This window comes from Pseudomonas sp. ChxA, assembly GCF_030263855.1.
Lineage (GTDB): Bacteria > Pseudomonadota > Gammaproteobacteria > Pseudomonadales > Pseudomonadaceae > Aquipseudomonas > Aquipseudomonas fluorescens_CB.
Window position 1 is genome coordinate 2573373 of record NZ_JARPMK010000001.1, and the last position, 17096, is coordinate 2590468.

A 17096-nucleotide genomic window follows, 5' to 3' on the forward strand; every position below is an offset into this window, starting at 1 on the left:
GTACGCGGTTTAAGTGTGGGAGTTGGGTTGTCTGCGATGGCGGGTTGTTGGTGTACATATCCGTTGCTGCGGTGACGGCGGCTTATGGTTCCGCTCTTACAGCGGGTCACTTTTGTAAAGACACAAAAGTAACCAAAAAGTCTTCGCCCCAACACTCGGTGCCTCGCTATGGCTCGGCATGCCCGCAATCCGACACTGATTTGGGGGGCCGCCGCGATGGGCCATCCTTGGCCCAGCGCGGCTAAACCGGCATCCCTGCCGGTTTACCCCCCAAATCACTGTCGAATTCCGGCCATCGTGTTTGACGGGGCGATTTCAGATCAAGATCACGATCAAAAGCGCAGATCAAAAGACCGCTGACTTCGTCATCGAAAAGGATGTAAGGGCCGGAGCAACAGCAACAGCAACAGCAACAGCAACAGCAACAGCAACAGCAGAGCCATACTCGGTCAAAGGTGGGAGCTGGCTTGCCTGCGATGGCATCAACTCGGTGTATCTGACACACCGAGGTGTCTGTATCGCAGGCAAGCCAGCTCCCACAGAAAAGCAGCTCTTCGGTGGATGCAAATCCGCAGCCGACCTCATATTCAAAACCGCATGCGGTCAACTGTGGGAGCGGGCTTGCTCGCGAATGCGGTGTATCAGTCAATTTATCTGTCACTGACCCACCGCACGCGAGCAAGCCCGCTCCCACAATTAGACCGCGCAGTATCAGGCAGATAGGCTTTTGCTTCGCACTTGACCTGGCTTTCGATTCAACCACTCAGGTCGGCTTTCAGGCCGCCGTGCTGTAGATCTTGATCTTGATCTGAGACGCCCCGTTAACCACGCTGGCCGAACGCAGGCTTGAATCCGTGGGTAACCCGGCAGGACGCCGGGTTAGCCGCGCTGGGCCAAGGATGGCCCATCGCGGCGGCCCACGGATTCAAGCCGGAGTGAGGGCACACCGAGCCTAAGCGAGGTGCCGAGTGGTGGGGCGAAGACTTTTTGGTTACTTTTGTGTCTTTACAAAAGTGACCCGCTGTAAGAGCGGAACCCTACTCAGCCATAACCGCAGCAACGGATATGTACACCGAAACACCAACAAACCCCCACAGCACACAACCCAGCTCCCACCTTTCGACCGCGACCGACCAATGGCCTCTTGCACAGCCCCCATTTACTTGCTAGCTTCTCTCAAAATGTTAACGATAACATTTGCTCTAAAAATAAAAACAAAACAGAGAACCACGCCATGAAAATGCTCCCGAAAACCCTGTGTTTACTGGCTGTCAGCATCACCCTCGGCGCCACCAGCGCAGCGTTTGCCGACGCCGCCAAACCGATCCGCATCGGCGCCTCCTTCCAGGAAATCAACAACCCCTATTTCGTCACCATGAAAAACGCCCTCGAAGAAGCCGGCGCGACCATCGGTGCGAAGCTGATCATCACCGACGCCCGCCACGACGTGTCCAAGCAAGTCAGTGATGTCGAAGACATGCTGCAAAAGGGCATCGATATCCTGCTGATCAACCCCACCGACTCGGTGGGCGTGCAATCGGCGGTCAAATCTGCGCACGCCGCGGGTGTGGTCGTGGTCGCGGTGGACGCCCAGGCCGACGGTCCGTTGGACTCCTTCGTCGGTTCAAAAAACTTCGACGCCGGCTTCCAGGCCTGTGAATACCTGGCCAAGAACATCGGCGACAAAGGCAATATCGCGATCCTCGACGGCATCGCCGTGGTGCCGATCCTTGAGCGTGTGCGCGGCTGCAAAGAAGCGGTGGCCAAGCACCCCGACATCAAGATTGTCAGTATCCAGAACGGCAAGCAGGAGCGTGACCAGGCGCTGACCGTCACCGAAAACATGCTGCAGGCCCAGCCGGGTCTCAAGGGTATTTTCAGCGTGAATGACAACGGCTCCCTCGGCGCACTGTCGGCCATCGAAGCCAGCGGCCTGGACGTGAAACTGGTCAGCGTCGACGGCGCGCCGGAAGCCATCAAGGCAATCCAGAAGCCCGGCAGCAAGTTCATCGCCACCTCGGCGCAATACCCGCGCGATCAGATCCGCCTGGCCCTGGGCATCGCGCTGGCCAAGAAGTGGGGCTCGCAAGTGCCGGCCACCATTCCCGTCGACATCACTTTGATCGACCAGGCCAAGGCCAAGGACTTCAGCTGGTAAATCGCCCCGGCCCCACGTCAACCGTGGGGCTTAAGGTCTCCTTCTGAATACGAGGTCGGCGGTATGAGCAGTCTTCTGAAGCTGGAAAATATCTGTAAGCGCTACCCGGGCGTGCAGGCCCTCAAGTCCATCAACCTGCAGGTCGAGCGCGGCGAAATCCATGCGTTGCTGGGTGAAAATGGCGCGGGCAAGTCGACCCTGATGAAGATCCTCGGCGGCGTCGAGCATCAGGACGAAGGGCAGATTTTGATCGATGGCCAGGCGCAAAAGTTTGCCACTTACCGCGACGCGATCGCCGCCGGTATCGGCATCGTGTTCCAGGAATTCAGCCTGATTCCCTATCTCACGGCGGTGGAAAACATTTTCCTCGGCCATGAGCTCAGCAACCGCTTCGGCCTGCTGCGCAAGCGCGAAATGGTCGAAGCCAGCGAAGCCTTGTTCAAGCGCCTCGGTGTGAGCATCGACCTGCAATGCGCGGTCAAGCACCTGAGCGTGGCCGAGCAGCAATTCGTCGAAATCGCCAAGGCCCTGGCCCTGGATGCGCGCCTGTTGGTACTCGATGAACCGACCGCCACGCTCACGCCCAGTGAAGCCGAGCTGTTGTTCGAGATCATGCGCGAACTCAAGCGCCAGGGTGTGGCGGTGATTTTTATCTCTCACCACCTGGAGGAGATTTTCCAGGTGTGCGACCGCATCAGTGTGTTGCGTGACGGCGGCAATGTGGGCGTGACCGACGTGGCCGACAGTGATATCGACCGGCTCGTCGAGATGATGGTCGGCCGCCGCCTGGAAAACAGCTTCCCGCCCAAACCGACCACCGCTCGCGGCCCGTTGCTGCTCGAGGTCAAGGACATCCAGTTGGTACGCAATGGCCCGCACAACCGCTTTCAGCTGCACAAGGGCGAGATCCTCGGCTTTGCCGGGCTGGTCGGCTCCGGTCGCACCGAGCTGGCGCTGGGCATGATGGGCGCGCTGCCGTCGGTGACCAAAGACGTGTGGTTGCGCGGCGAGAAAGTCACCCTGGATGACCCGGCGCAAGCCCTGGCCCACGGCATTGGCCTGCTGCCGGAAAGCCGCAAGAGCGAAGGGCTGATCACCGACTTCAGCATTCGCGAAAACATCTCTCTGAACAACCTGCCCAAGTACCAGAACGCCACGGGCCTGATTGACAAGAGCAAAGAGTGCGCCAGCGTCGACGCGTTGATGCGCCAGCTGTCGATCAAGGCGCCCAGCGGCGAAAGCCGGGTGTTCAACCTCAGCGGCGGCAACCAGCAAAAGGTCGTGATCGCACGCTGGATCAACCACCACTGCGACGTGCTGGTGTTCGACGAACCCACACGCGGCATCGACGTTGGCGCCAAGGCGCAGATCTACGCCCTGATGCGCAGCCTCACCGAACAAGGCTACGCGATCATCATGATTTCTTCCGAACTGCCCGAAGTCATCGGCATGTGCGACCGCGTCGCCGTGTTCCACAAGGGCGCCATCGTCAAGCTGCTGGAAGCGGCCGCCGTCAACCCACAAGAGGTCATGCGCCATGCAACAGGGGGCTCAAGTGAATATGTCCATTAATACCGGCGACACCCGCCGACTGCGCCTGAACCTGGCGCGGCTGGTGCGCTCGCCGGCGTTTTATCCCTTTGTGGGGTTGGTAGTGGTGACCCTGGTGATGATCTTCGCCAGCGATAACTTCCTCACCACCAGCAACCTGTCGAACATTGCGCGCCAGGTGTCGATCAACGCGATTATCGCGGTGGGCATGACCTGCGTGATTCTCACCGGTGGCATCGACCTGTCGGTGGGGCCGGTGATGGCGCTGTCGGGCACCTTGACCGCAGGGCTGATGGTCGCGGGCCTGCCGCCGGGCCTGGCGATTGGCGCCGGTATGCTGATCGGTGTGGCCTTCGGCATCGGCAATGGCTTGTTCGTCGCCTACCTGCACATGCCGCCGATCATTGTCACCCTGGCAACCATGGGCATCGCCCGTGGCCTGGGCCTGATGTACACCGACGGCTACCCGATTTCCGGGCTGCCGGAGTGGTTCGGTTTCTTCGGCCGCCAAAGCCTGTTCGGTGTCGACGTGCCGATCCTGATCATGCTGATCACCTATTTTGCCGCCTATGTGTTGCTGCAACACACGCGCATCGGCCGCTACATCTACGCCATCGGCGGCAATGAAGAAGCGGTGCGTTTGTCGGGCGTGCGGGCGGCGCGCTTCAAGTTGCTGGTGTACGGCATCAGCGGCCTGACCGCAGCGATTGCCGGGCTGGTGCTTACCTCACGCTTGATGAGCGGCCAGCCGAATGCCGGCGTGTCGTTCGAGCTGGATGCGATTGCGGCGGTGGTACTCGGCGGTGCGTCGATTGCCGGCGGGCGCGGGGTCATTGTCGGCACCTTGCTCGGCGCCATGCTGCTGGGCGTACTCAATAACGGCTTGAACATGCTCGGGGTCTCGCCCTACGTCCAGAGTGCGATCAAGGGCGGGATCATTTTGCTGGCGATTTTCATCAGCCGTCAGCGCCATAAATAAACACCTGACAAGAAAGGACCGAACACATGGACAAGCACACCGAGATGCAAGCCGTCGTCTGCCACGGCCCGAAAGACTACCGCCTGGAACGCATCGGCAAACCCAAGGCGCGCCCCAATGAGCTGGTGATCCGCATTGCCGCCTGCGGCATCTGCGCCAGTGACTGCAAGTGCCACTCCGGCGCTGCGATGTTCTGGGGTGGCGACAACCCATGGGTCAAGGCGCCGGTGGTGCCGGGCCATGAGTTTTTCGGCTACGTGGAAGAAGTGGGTGAGGGCGCTGAGGAACACTTTGAAGTGGCGGTGGGCGATAAGGTGATCGCCGAACAGATCGTGCCGTGCGGCAAGTGCCGTTTCTGCAAGTCGGGCAAGTACTGGATGTGTGAAGTGCACAATATCTTCGGCTTCCAGCGTGAAGTCGCCGAAGGCGGCATGGCCCAGTACATGCGCATTCCCAAGACCGCCATCGTGCACAAGATTCCCGAGTCGGTGTCGCTGGAAGACTCGGCGCTGGTGGAGCCGATGGCGTGTTCGATCCACACCGTCAACCGTGGCGAAATCCAGCTCGATGACGTGGTGGTGATCGCCGGTGCGGGCACGCTCGGGCTGTGCATGGTCCAGGTCGCTGCGCTTAAGACGCCCAAAAAACTGGTGGTGATCGACATGGTCGACGAGCGCCTGGAACTGGCCAAGCAGTTCGGCGCCGACGTGGTGATCAACCCGTCCCGCGACAATGCCCGTGAGATCATCAACGGCCTCACCGATAACTATGGCTGCGACGTGTACATCGAAACCACCGGCGTGCCGGCGGGCGTGACCCAAGGCCTGGACCTTATCCGCAAGCTCGGGCGGTTTGTCGAGTTCAGCGTGTTCGGCGCCGAGACCAGCGTCGACTGGTCGATCATCGGCGACCGCAAGGAGCTGGACGTACGCGGCGCGCACCTCGGCCCGTATTGCTACCCGATCGCTATCGACCTGTTCGAGCGCGGCCTGGTGACGTCCAAGGGCATCGTTACCCATGACTTCCCACTGGATGATTTTGCCGAGGCCTTCGCGTTGGCCAACTCAACCAAATCGATCAAGGTGCTGTTGAAGCCGGTGATTTGATCTATGAACTATGTAATGGGTGTCGATATAGGAACCCAGAGCACCAAGGCGCTGCTGGTGGATGGTCAAGGTACGATCATCGCCCAGCACAGCCAGGGGTATCGCGTCGATACCCCGAAAGTGCGCTGGGCCGAGCAATGGCCGCAGGTGTGGCTGGAGGCGGTCGAGGCGTGTGTGGCGCAGTGCATGGCCAAATCCGGCGTGGCGGCCGGGCAGGTCAAGGCGTTGTGCATCAGCAGTCTGTACGGCGGTTCGGGGATTGCCGTTGACGCGCAGATGACGCCGCTGCACCCGTGCCTGATCTGGATGGACCGGCGTGCCGGCGAGCAGGTGGCGTGGGTGCGTGAGCACCTGGACCTGGAGCGCTTGTTCGAAATCACCGGCAACTCGGTGGACAGCTACTACGGCTTCACCAAGATGCTCTGGCTCAAGCAGCATCAGCCGCAGGTGTGGGCTGACACGCGCTACCTGCTGCCGCCCAACAGCTATATCAACTGGTGCCTTACCGGCGAATTGGCGGTGGACCATAGCAGCGCCGGCAATATTGGCGGGGTTTACGATGTGAAGGCCCGCGGCTGGTCTGCCGAGATGCTCGATGCGCTGGGCATTGCCCAGGCCATGATGCCCGAGCGGTTGGTGTACTCCGGTGAGGTGGTGGGCGGTTTGCTCGAAAGCTGGGCCACGCGCCTGGGCTTGCAGGCCGGCACGCCGATCCTGGCCGGCGGTGTGGATGCGGCGATGGCCACGTTGGCGGCGGGGGTTACGCAGCCGGGTAACCATGTGGCGATGATCGGCACCAGCATGTGCTGGGGTTATCTGAACCAGCACGTGGACGCACACCACGGGTTGGTGAGCATGCCGCATGTCTACAACGGCCATCGGGACCTGTACATCTTTGGCGGCGCGATCACCGCCGGGGCGTCGGTCAGTTGGTTTCGCGAGCAGTTCTGCCAGGCCGAAGAACAGCAGGCCCAGGCCACCGGCCAGGACAGCCTGGTGTTGCTGGAACAGAGTGCCACCCAGGTTCCGGCGGGCAGCGAAGGTTTGCTGTTTTTGCCGTACCTGATGGGCGAACGCAGCCCGGTGTGGGACGACCGCGCCAGCGGCAGTTTTGTCGGGCTGAACCTGTATCACAGCCGTATTCACCTGTACCGCGCGGTGCTTGAAGGCGTGAGTTTTGCCCTGCGCCACAACATTGAAGCCGGTACCCAGGGCGCACATTCGCTGGACCCACGCCTGATCGTGGTGGGTGGCGCGAGCCACTCGGATTTGTGGATGCAGATTATTGCCGATGTCACGCGCTACCCGGTCTACACCATTGTGCAGGAGGTGGAAGCGGCCTTGGGCGCGGCGTTGCTGGCGGCGCATACGGTGGGGTTGGTGAGTGATGGCGAGATGGACAAAGGCTGGGTGCAGCTGGAACTGCGGGCACAGCCCAAGCGCGAAAATGTCATCACGTATGACCGGGCGTTTGCTGAGTACCTGAAGCTGTATCCAGCCCTGAAACCGATCATGCACAGCCTGCAAACCAACTGACCCAACACAGATCAAAAATGTGGGACCCGGCTTGCCTGCGATAGCGGTGTATCAGTGCCATATGTGCTGACTGACCCACCGTCATCGCGGGCAAGCCAGCTCCCACAGGGATCTTGATTGTCTATCGAGAAGTGACCATGACCACCACCTTCAACTTCACCCGCCAGCGCATCCTCGTCACCGGCGCCAGCAGCGGCATCGGTCGCGAAATCGCCCAACAGCTGATTGCCGCCGGTGCCGAAGTCTTCGCCCTCGGTCGCGACGCGCAAGCCTTGGCACAGCTGGGTTGCAACAGCCTATGCCTGGACATCGCCGACAGCATCGCCCTGGATAAAGCCCTGGCAGACCTGCCGCCATTGCACGGCCTGGTCAACTGTGCCGGCATCTCACGCCTGGAGCCCGCCGCCGCCATCAGCGCGGATGCGTTCGATCAAGTCATGCAGGTCAATGCCCGCGCTGCCGCACAGGTCGCCAGCCGCGTGGCGGCAAAAATGATCGAAGCAAAGATCCCTGGCAGCATCGTCAATGTCTCCAGTCAGGCGTCACTGGTGGCGCTGGACGATCACCTCGGCTACTGCGCCTCCAAGGCCGCACTGGACGCGATCACCCGCGTGCAGTGCGCCGAGTGGGGGCGCTTTGGCATTCGTGTGAACAGCGTCAACCCCACGGTCACGCTCACGCCCATGGCAGCCAAAGCTTGGTCCGACCCGGCCAAACGTGACCCGGCGCTGGCGGCGATACCCTTGGGGCGTTTCGCACAAACCGTGGAAGTCGCACTGCCGGTGCTGTTCCTGCTCAGCGATGCCGCCAGCATGATCAGCGGCGTCAGCCTGCCGATCGATGGCGGCTACACCAGCCGCTAGCCGTTTTCCAGCACGCCTGCGATCACCACCTTGTCCCGTGGCTTGTACGGGTCCTGCAAGCGGTCAAGCAGCAGGCGTACCGCGCTGCTGCCGGCCAGTGAGGCGTCGTGGGCTACGCAGGCGATCGGCACGCCGAAGATATCGGCGAAGGGCAGGCGGTCGATGCCGCAAATGGTCAGGCTGTCGTGGGCAATGTTGTGCATGCGCAAGGCACGCAGGGCGCCGAGGGTGATCAACTGGTTGAAGCCCATGATCGCATCGGGCGCCGAGTGCTCGGCCAGGTAGTCGAGGGTGTGCAGGTAAGACGGCATCAGCGTGTAGTCGCCGGCCTGCACTTCGACCTGAATGTGAGGGTGCTCAGCCAGCACTTCGCGCAAGCCCTTGAGGCGCTCCACGGTGATACGTGAATGCTCCGGGCCGGTCAGTACCAGCAGACGTTTAAGGTCGGGCGTGTTGCGCAGCAGGTAGTGCGCGGCCTGGATGCCGCTGTGGTAATTGTCGAGCACCACGCGGCTGAACGGGCTGTCGTGGAGCGTGCGGTCGAGCAGCACCACCGGGGTTTTGCCGTTGCCCAGGCGCTCCAGGTAGTCGGGCTGGTAGCTGGGCTCGTCCGAGACCGGCGACAAGATAATCCCCGCGACGCGATAGCCCAGCAGGGTATCGACGGCTTTGCTTTCGAGTTCTTCCAACTCATCGGTGTCCACCAGCATGATGGTGTAGCCGTGCTGCTTCGCCTCGCGGGAAATCGCCTTGATCATCTCGCTGTAGAAGGGGTTGTCGACCGAGGCGGTGATCACGCCGATGATCAGGCTTTCACTGCGCTTGAGCCCGCGTGCGAAGGCGTTGGGCACGTAGTCCAGCTCGCGCGCCACTTCGAGAATGCGCGCCAGGGTGGCGGGCTTGACCAGGTCGGGCTTGCTCAATGCGCGGGACACCGTGATGGTGGTCATGCCCACCCGTTTGGCGATGTCGCTGATGGTGACGGACTTTTTCTTGTTCATCGGTAAGGCTGCGCTGGGAAACATCCGCAGGCTAGCATGCGCGCGGGCGTAGGGTGATTCAAATCAGCGGGTCCCAGCGTTGTGACCAGTCGCTTTCGGCCTTGACCACTTCGCGCAGCAACCCCAGCGCCTGCTGCAATACCGCCGAATCCCGCGCCCGTGAGTAGACCAGATAGGTCGGGAAGCTGAATTCCGGCGCTTTCGGGACGCGCTGCATGACGCCGCTGTCCAGGTAGCTTTGCACCACGCGCGTGCGGAAGTACCCGGCGCCGCCATTTTCCAGGATGTACTGCAAGGCCAGCGGCCCGAGGTTGAAACTCAGCGCGGCGCGGGCTTTGTCGGGCAGGGCGGCGTCGTGTTGCTGGCGGAAGCCTGGGCCCCAGTCGATATACACGTAAGGGGCGGGTTTGCTGGTTAACTGCACCAGGATCAGTTTTTCTTCCAGCACCTGCTCGACCTGCAGGCCTGGCCAGTATTGCGGCTGGAATACCAGCGCGGCATCGAGTACGCCCAGTTCCAGTTGGCGTAACAGGTATTCACCTTCACGCACTTCGGTGCGCAGCGCGTGGCCGGGGATCTGTTCGCGCAAGGCCTTGGCCCAGCCGAGCATCAACGGGTTGCACAGGCTGACCTCGCCGCCGATATGCAGCACATTGCGATAGCCATCGGGCAGCGGCAGGTCGCGCTTGGCGGCTTCCCAGGTTTGCAGCAATTGGTTGGCGTAGACCACAAACGCCTCGCCATCGGCGGTGAGCCTGGCGCCTGCGCGGTTGCGCACGAACAGCGTGCTGCCCAACTGGCTTTCCAGGCTTTTGACCCGTGCGGTGATGGCGGTCTGGGTGACGTGCAATTTCTCGGCGGCCGCGGCCAGGCTGCCGCAGCGGGTGATTTCTAGGAAGGTGCGTGCCAGTTCGATGTCCATGAAACCCCCGGGGATTAATGGGGGACAGTGTAATGGAATGTGCTCGAAGCTGGGGTGTGTGTGGGTTTGTTGGGTGTATATCCGTTATTTAGGTAACGGCGGCTTATGGTTCCGCTCTTACAGCGGGTCACTTTTGGCAAACGCCCCAAAAGTAACCAAAAGGTCTTCGCCCCACCACTCGGCACCTCGCTAATGCTCGGTGTGCCCTCACTCCGGCTTGAATCCGTGGGCCGCCGCGATGGGCCATCCTTGGCCCAGCGCGGCTAACCCGGCGTCCTGCCGGGTTACCCACGGATTCAAGCCTGCGTTCGGCCATCGTGGTTAACGGGGCGTCTCAGGTCAAAAGCAAGATCAAGATCAAGATCTACAGCACGGCGGCCTGAAAGCCGACCTGAGTGGTTGAATCAAAAGCCAGATCAAGTGCAAAGCAAAAGCCTATTTACCTGACGCAACGCGGTCTAAATGTGGGAGCGGGCTTGCTCGCGAATGCGGTGTGTCAGTCAACTCATCTGTCACTGATACACCGCATTCGCGAGCAAGCCAGCTCCCACAGTTGATGATTGCATTTCAGCCCAAGGCAGGCCGAACCTTAGTGAATACCGATGGACCAGCTTTGCGTGGTCTGGTCTTCGTGCCGCTGCTCCAGGTCATCCTCATACTGACAACGCGGCCCCTTGCACTTGTACTCGATCGTCACCGGCGCCTGGGGCTGAACCGGGAACAACGATTTGGCTGTCGCCGCTGCATCGTGTGGCACCGCCTCAAGTACAGGCGCTTCGTAGCTCAAGTCCAACGCTGTAGCGTGGGCCATAACTGGCAGGACGGCGAGCACTGCACTCGCCAGAAAAGTCCTTGTAAATAGCATCTGAAACAGTCCGCGCAACAAACAATGAAGCGCGGATTATAAGCCGGATGCCACTGCACATGCACGGTTCAGAGCACCCGCGGTGCTTCAAGGTGCTCGGTAGGGAAGGCTTTGGCATAGGCCTGACACACCCTCAACACCTGCTCATCCGCAAACCGCGCAGCCACCACATGCAAGCCCACCGGCAAGCCGTTCGCCGCCAGACCGCACGGCACCGAGGCGGCCGGTTGTTGGGTGAGGTTGAAGGGGTAAGTGAAGGGCGTCCACTCCATCCACTCTGTCATCGACGAACCCGGCGGCACATTATGCCCAGCTTCGAAGGCGGTAATCGGCATCATCGGCGAGACCAGCACGTCGTAATGCTCATGAAACGCCGCCATCCTCGCCACCAACGCCGCGCGTGCTTCAAGGGCGTCGTTGAAAGCGCCGAGGCTCAACTGCTGGCCTTGTTGGGCGATGCGCAGCAGGCCAGGGTCCAGCAACTGCTTTTGTGCGTCGCTCATAGAGCCCGTCAGGCGCGCCGCACCGGTTGCCCACAAGGTGCTGAATACCTCCAACGGGTCGCTGAAGCCTGGGTCGATCTGCTCGACATGCGCCCCCAGCTGCACCAGGCCCGCAACCGCCTGGGCGACCACTTTGGCCACCTGTGGGTCCACGTCCACATACCCGAACGTGGGGCTGTAGGCCACGCGCAAGCCTTTCAAGTCCATTGCGCCCGACAACCACGGCGTATGGCGCGGCGCACCGATCAGGCCATCGCGCGCATCCGCTTGTGCCACGGTTTGCAGCATCAGCACGGTGTCTTCCACGGTGCGGGTCATCGGCCCCAGGTGCGACAGAATCGTCATGGAACTGGCCGGCCACTGCGGCACATACCCGAAAGTTGGCTTGATGCCGAACGTACCGGTGAACGCACAGGGAATGCGGATCGAGCCACCGGCATCGCTGCCCTGGTGTAATACGCCCAGGTTCAGCGCCGCCGCCGCACCCGCGCCACCCGATGAACCGCCCGCCGTGGTGCGCGTGTCCCACGGGTTGCGCGTGATGCCGTACAGCGGGTTATCGGTGACGCCTTTCCAGCCGAATTCCGGCGTGGTGGTTTTACCCAGCAACACCGCGCCGGCTTTGCGCATAAAAGCTGAAAAGGGCGCATCCACCTCCCACGGCCCTTCGGCAGATGAAGTGCGCGAGCCCTTGCGGGTGGGCATGCCGAGGGTCAGCGTCAGGTCTTTGATCGAGGCCGGTACGCCGTCCAGTGCGCCGCAGGGTTGGCCCTTGAGCCAGCGTTGTTCCGAGGCACGCGCCGCGTTCAACGCGCCTTGCGGGTCCACATGGCAGTAGGCGTTCACCACTGGGTTAAAGCGCTCGATCCGCAACAACGCATCTTCAGTCACTTCTACCGGTGACAGGGTCTTGTCGCGAAAATGCTGCAGCAGTTGCACCGCCGTCAGTTGGCCAATCTCACTCATGCCACCTCTCCCTGCGCCGCGTTGACCATGGCGCGCAGCAGCACCGCGCAGCCCGCTGCCAGGTCATCCGGCGCGGCGTTTTCGATTTCGTTATGGCTGATGCCGCCTTCGCACGGCACAAAGATCATCCCGGCCGGGCCGAGTTCGGCGACGAAAATAGCGTCATGCCCGGCGCCGCTGACGATGTCCATATGGCTCAAGCCCAGCGCCTGTGCACCGTCACGCACGGCGTTGACGCAGGCCGGGTTGAAGTCCAGCGGCGGGAAGTCGGCGGTGGGCGTCAGTTCAAAGCTCAGGCCGTGCTGGGCGCAGGTGGCTTCGATCACGCTGCGCACTTCATCGACCATGGCTTGCAGTTTGTCGGCATGCAGGTGGCGCAAGTCGATGGTCATGTGTACCTGGCCTGGAATCACATTGCGTGAGCCGGGATGCAGGTTCAGGCAACCGACCGTGCCGCAGGCGTGCGGTTGCTGTTGATGGGCGATGCGGTTGACCGCGCTGACCACCTCGGCGGCGCCCACCAGGGCATCCTTGCGCAAGTGCATGGGCGTTGGGCCGGCGTGGGCTTCGACGCCGTTGAGGGTCAGGTCGAACCACTTCTGGCCAAGGCAGCCCATGACTACGCCGATGGTAGTGGCGCGGTCTTCCAGCACCGGGCCTTGCTCGATATGCGCCTCGAAATACGCGCCGACCGGGTGGCCGAGCACCGCGCGCGAACCGGCGTAGCCGATGCGCTGCAATTCGGCGCCCACCGACAGGCCTTGGTCATCGATTTTGTCGAGGGTGTCCTGCAAGTCGAACTTGCCGGCAAACACCCCGGAACCCATCATGCAGGGCGGGAAGCGCGAGCCTTCTTCGTTGGTCCACACCACCACCTCGATCGGCGCTTCGGTCTCGATCTTCAAGTCATTCAAGGTGCGAATCACTTCCAGCCCGGCCATCACGCCGTAGCAGCCGTCGAACTTGCCGCCGGTGGGCTGGGTGTCGATATGGCTGCCGGTCATCACCGGCGCCAGGGCCGGATTGCGTCCGGCACGCCGTGCAAAAATATTGCCGATGGCATCGACACTGACGCTGCACCCGGCGGCCTCGCACCATTGCACAAACAGGTCGCGGGCCTGGCGGTCGAGGTCGGTCAGCGCCAGGCGGCACACGCCGCCTTTGACCGTAGCGCCGAGCTGAGCCAGGTCCATCAACGATTGCCACAAGCGGTCGCGGTTGATCAGCGGGGCATTGCTCTTGAGCGGTTGCGCAAAACTATTCATGTGCAAATCTCCGGTCAGGCACTCAGGGCCAGGTAGCGGTTCTTGATGCTCGGGTCGGCGCGGAAGGCTGCGGCGCTGCCCTCGTATACGACGCGGCCCTGTTCGAGCACGTAATGGCGGTCGGCGAGCTTGTCGCAGACCATCAGGTTCTGTTCCACCAGCAACACCGGCAGGCCGTCGTCCTTGACCTTGCGCAGGATCTTCACCAACTCGTCGACGATCACTGGCGCCAGGCCTTCGGTGGGCTCGTCGAGGATCAACAGCTTGGGGTCGTTGAGCAGCGCGCGGGCGATGGCGAGCATCTGTTGCTCGCCGCCGGACAGCGCGTGGCCGGCGTTTTTACGCCGCTCCTTGAGGCGCGGGAACATGCCGTACACGTCTTCAAGCTGCCAGCGGCTGGTCTTGCGCACGGCGATACGCAGGTTTTCCTCGACGGTCAGCAGGCGGAAAATCCCGCGGTTCTCCGGCACCAGCGCCAAACCCTGACGGGCGATTTCAAAGATCTTCTGGCCGACCAGCGCCTGGCCGTTGAAGTGAATCTGGCCCTGGCGCGGGCAGATAATCCCGAGGATGCTGCGCAGCGTAGTGGTCTTGCCGGCACCGTTGCGGCCGAGCAGCGTCACCAGTTCGCCGGGATTGACCGTGAGCGACACGCCTTCGAGCACATGGCTCTTGTCGTAGTAGGAATGGATATTCTCGACAATCAGCATCAGGCAGCCTCCCCAAGATACGCCGTACGCACACGCTCATCGGCACGCACGAATTGCGGCGTGCCTTCCACCAGGATCTGCCCGTGACTCATCACGGTGATGCGTTGGCTGATGGACATGACAATGCTCATGTTGTGTTCGATCAACAGCACCGTGTGGTCGCGGCCAAGGTCGCTGATCAACTGGGTCATGATCGGAATATCATCGATGCCCATGCCCGAAGTGGGTTCGTCGAGCATCAGCAGTTTGGGTTTGGAGCAGATCGACATACCCACCTCCAGCACCCGTTGCTGGCCGTGGGACAACTCGCCGGCCAGGGTGTCGGCGCGGCGGGTCAGTTGCAGGCGTTCGAGGACTTGATCGGCCATCTCCAGGTGCTCGCGTTTGCTGTCGACGCGGCGCCAGAAGTTCAGCGCCCGCGCGCCGTCGCGGCCTTGTGCGGCCAGGCGCAGATTTTCGCGCACGCTGAGGTTCTGGAACAGGCTGGTGAGCTGGAACGAGCGCGCCATGCCCAGGCCGACGCGGGCGTGGGCCGGTTTGCGCATCAGGTTCTTGCCGTCAAAATGAATCGCCCCGGCCGTGGCCTGGCGCTCGCCGGTAAGGCAGTGAAACAGGCTGGTCTTGCCCGCGCCGTTGGGGCCGATAATGGTGTGAATGGTGCCGGCTTCGACCTTGAGGTTGACGCCGTTGACCGCATGGAACGCGCCATAGGCCAGTTCCAGGTCTTTGGTTTCCAGCAGGATGCTCATAGCCCTTCCTCCTTGGCGATGGCCGCAGTCTTGCGGCTGCCGCGTACCCGTTCGAACAACGACGCGAGGGCGCCCCACAAACCGCCGCGCATGAAGATCACCACGAAGATCAGGATCACGCCGAGCAGCATCAGCCAGCGCGGCCACAGGTCGGAGAGGAAGTCCCCCAGCAGCACGATGGAACCTGCGCCCAGCAATGAGCCGAACAGCGAGCCGGTGCCGCCGACGATGGTCATGATCAGAATGTTCTCGGACATCGCCAGGTCGATGTTCGACAGCGGCACAAAGTGCAGCAGCATGGCGTACAGCGCGCCGGCGATGCCGGTGACGGCGCCGGACAGCACGAACACCAAGATCTTGAAATGCCGCGTGTCATAGCCGATGGCCGAGGCGCGGGTTTCGTTTTCGCGGATCGCCATCAAGGTGCTGCCGAACGGCGAGGCGATCACCCGGCGCGCGCCGATAAAAATCAGCAGGAACAGCACCGCGACAAAGCCATAGAACACTCGGGCGTCGGCCAGCGACAGCAGCACGGTGTCACCGATACGGATCTCCGGGCGCGGCACGCTGAGCAGGCCGTTGTCGCCGCCGGTCCAGTCGCTCAAGGTGTAGGCGACAAAGTAGGCCATCTGGCTGAACGCCAACGTGAGCATCACGAAGTAAATGCCGGTGCGCCGGATTGCCAGCGCGCCGACCAGAAACGCCAGGAAACCACCGGCAATGGCGGCGCCGAGCAATGCGCTGAACAAGCCCAGTTGCAGGTGAATCATCAGCAGCGCCGCGCAATACGCACCGGCCCCAAAGAAAATGCCTTGGCCGAACGACAACAGCCCGGTGTAGCCCAGCAACAGGTTGCAGGCCAGCGCGGCCAGGGCAAAGATCAGGATCTCGGTGGCCAGGGTCGCCGAGGGCAGAACCAACGGCAAGCCGATCAGCACCGCCAGCACCCACAGCAACATGGCTTTGGATTGGGTTTTGGCAAACGGCAGGGGGTTTTTCTCGCTCATGTCAGGCTCTCCCGAACAGGCCGTAAGGGCGTACCAGAATCACCACGGCCATCGCGCCGTAGATCATCAGGCTCGCGCCTTGGGGCCAGAGTGTGGTCATCAGGCTTTGCACCACGCCCACCAGTAAACCGCCGACCAGCGCACCGCTGAACGAGCCCATGCCGCCGATCACCACCACCACGAAGGCCACGCCGAGGATCTCCGGGCCGACAAAGGGCTGCGCGCCGCGCAACGGTGCGAACAGCACACCCGCGACACCGGCCAGGGCCACGCCGAGGGCAAAGGTCATGGAAAACAAACGGAAGATATTGGTGCCCAGCAGCGACACGGTTTCGGTGCTTTCACTGCCGGCGCGTACCAGGGCGCCGAAGCGCGTGCGTTCCAGCAGCAACCACAAGGCCAGGCCGATCAGCGCGGAAAACACGATGAGGAACAGGCGGTAGTAGGGGTAGACGAAATCGCCCACCACCAGCACGCCGCGCAGCAGTTCCGGCACGGCGACACTTTTGCCCACCGGGCCCCAGATCATCACGCTGGCTTCCTGGATGATCAGCGCGATCCCCAAGGTCACCAGGATCTGGAACATGTGCGGCAAGTGATAAATCCGCTGGATCAATAAGCGCTCGATCACCCACGCCAGCGCGGCCACCACCAGCGGTGCGATCAGCAGCGCCAGCCAGAAGTTGCCGGTAAGGCTCACGGCGGTGTAGCAGATATAGGCACCCAGCAGGAAGAACGCGCCGTGGGCGAAGTTGACGAAGTTGAGCAGGCCGAAAATGATCGTCAACCCGACCGCGATCAGGAAATAGATCATCCCCAACCCAAGGCCGTTGAGGATCTGGAACAGGTAAAGATTAAGCATGCAGAAACCCTCGGCAGGCAGCCGCTCACGCGGCCCTGCGCTAAGCAATTCAG

General features: G+C 61.9%; 15 protein-coding genes. 6 read left to right on the forward strand and 9 right to left on the reverse strand.

What is annotated here, in order from left to right; all coding sequences use genetic code 11:
• The first annotated feature begins 1234 nt into the window (after positions 1-1234).
• From P5706_RS11570 to P5706_RS11595, 6 genes are all read left to right on the forward strand, one after another.
• Entirely contained in the window at positions 1235-2158 is a 924-nt protein-coding gene (locus P5706_RS11570) for a substrate-binding domain-containing protein (RefSeq protein ID WP_099549975.1), read from the forward strand.
• Positions 2159-2221: 63 nt separating this feature from the next.
• Positions 2222-3730 (forward strand): sugar ABC transporter ATP-binding protein, encoded by a 1509-nt coding sequence (locus P5706_RS11575; RefSeq protein ID WP_285679322.1) that lies wholly within the window; start codon positions 2222-2224, stop codon positions 3728-3730.
• Entirely contained in the window at positions 3696-4688 is a 993-nt protein-coding gene (locus P5706_RS11580; protein WP_285679323.1) for an ABC transporter permease, read from the forward strand. The genes P5706_RS11575 and P5706_RS11580 overlap by 35 nt, the downstream gene beginning before the upstream one ends.
• Positions 4689-4714: 26 nt before the next feature.
• Positions 4715-5794, forward strand: coding sequence for an alcohol dehydrogenase catalytic domain-containing protein (locus P5706_RS11585; RefSeq protein ID WP_169988701.1), 1080 nt, complete (start codon positions 4715-4717; stop codon positions 5792-5794).
• Between the two features lie 3 nt (positions 5795-5797).
• Positions 5798-7330 carry an FGGY-family carbohydrate kinase gene (locus P5706_RS11590; RefSeq protein ID WP_285679324.1) on the forward strand — a complete coding sequence of 511 codons (1533 nt, stop codon included), beginning with the start codon at positions 5798-5800 and terminating at the stop codon, positions 7328-7330.
• A 137-nt stretch (positions 7331-7467) separates the two neighbouring features.
• On the forward strand, positions 7468-8193 hold the full coding sequence (locus P5706_RS11595) for an SDR family oxidoreductase (protein ID WP_200432442.1): 726 nt from the start codon (positions 7468-7470) through the stop codon (positions 8191-8193).
• On the opposite strand, the gene P5706_RS11600 is transcribed toward P5706_RS11595, so the two are convergent.
• The 9 genes from P5706_RS11600 to P5706_RS11640 form a co-directional block, all read right to left on the reverse strand.
• On the reverse strand, positions 8190-9194 hold the full coding sequence (locus P5706_RS11600) for a LacI family DNA-binding transcriptional regulator (RefSeq protein WP_285679325.1): 1005 nt from the start codon (positions 9192-9194) through the stop codon (positions 8190-8192). The genes P5706_RS11595 and P5706_RS11600 overlap by 4 nt on opposite strands.
• A 58-nt stretch (positions 9195-9252) precedes the next feature.
• Positions 9253-10116, reverse strand: coding sequence for a LysR family transcriptional regulator (locus P5706_RS11605; protein ID WP_099549979.1), 864 nt, complete (start codon positions 10114-10116; stop codon positions 9253-9255).
• A gap of 589 nt (positions 10117-10705) precedes the next feature.
• A complete protein-coding gene (locus P5706_RS11610; protein ID WP_285679326.1) occupies positions 10706-10948 on the reverse strand; it encodes a hypothetical protein in 243 nt (80 codons plus the stop codon).
• Positions 10949-11049: 101 nt separating this feature from the next.
• A complete protein-coding gene (locus tag P5706_RS11615) occupies positions 11050-12450 on the reverse strand; it encodes an amidase (protein WP_285679327.1) in 1401 nt (466 codons plus the stop codon).
• Positions 12447-13715: a Zn-dependent hydrolase gene (locus tag P5706_RS11620; protein ID WP_285679328.1), complete on the reverse strand. Its 1269-nt coding sequence runs from the start codon at positions 13713-13715 to the stop codon at positions 12447-12449. Before P5706_RS11620 ends, P5706_RS11615 begins: the two co-directional genes overlap by 4 nt.
• Positions 13716-13729: 14 nt before the next feature.
• Positions 13730-14425: an ABC transporter ATP-binding protein gene (locus P5706_RS11625; protein WP_138814770.1), complete on the reverse strand. Its 696-nt coding sequence runs from the start codon at positions 14423-14425 to the stop codon at positions 13730-13732.
• On the reverse strand, positions 14425-15174 hold the full coding sequence (locus tag P5706_RS11630) for an ABC transporter ATP-binding protein (protein ID WP_285679329.1): 750 nt from the start codon (positions 15172-15174) through the stop codon (positions 14425-14427). The genes P5706_RS11625 and P5706_RS11630 overlap by 1 nt, the downstream gene beginning before the upstream one ends.
• Positions 15171-16181, reverse strand: a complete 1011-nt coding sequence (locus tag P5706_RS11635) for a branched-chain amino acid ABC transporter permease (RefSeq protein WP_285679330.1) — start codon at positions 16179-16181, stop codon at positions 15171-15173. The genes P5706_RS11630 and P5706_RS11635 overlap by 4 nt, the downstream gene beginning before the upstream one ends.
• A 1-nt stretch (position 16182) precedes the next feature.
• Positions 16183-17043, reverse strand: a complete 861-nt coding sequence (locus tag P5706_RS11640; RefSeq protein ID WP_056861341.1) for a branched-chain amino acid ABC transporter permease — start codon at positions 17041-17043, stop codon at positions 16183-16185.
• Positions 17044-17096: the final 53 nt, after the last annotated feature.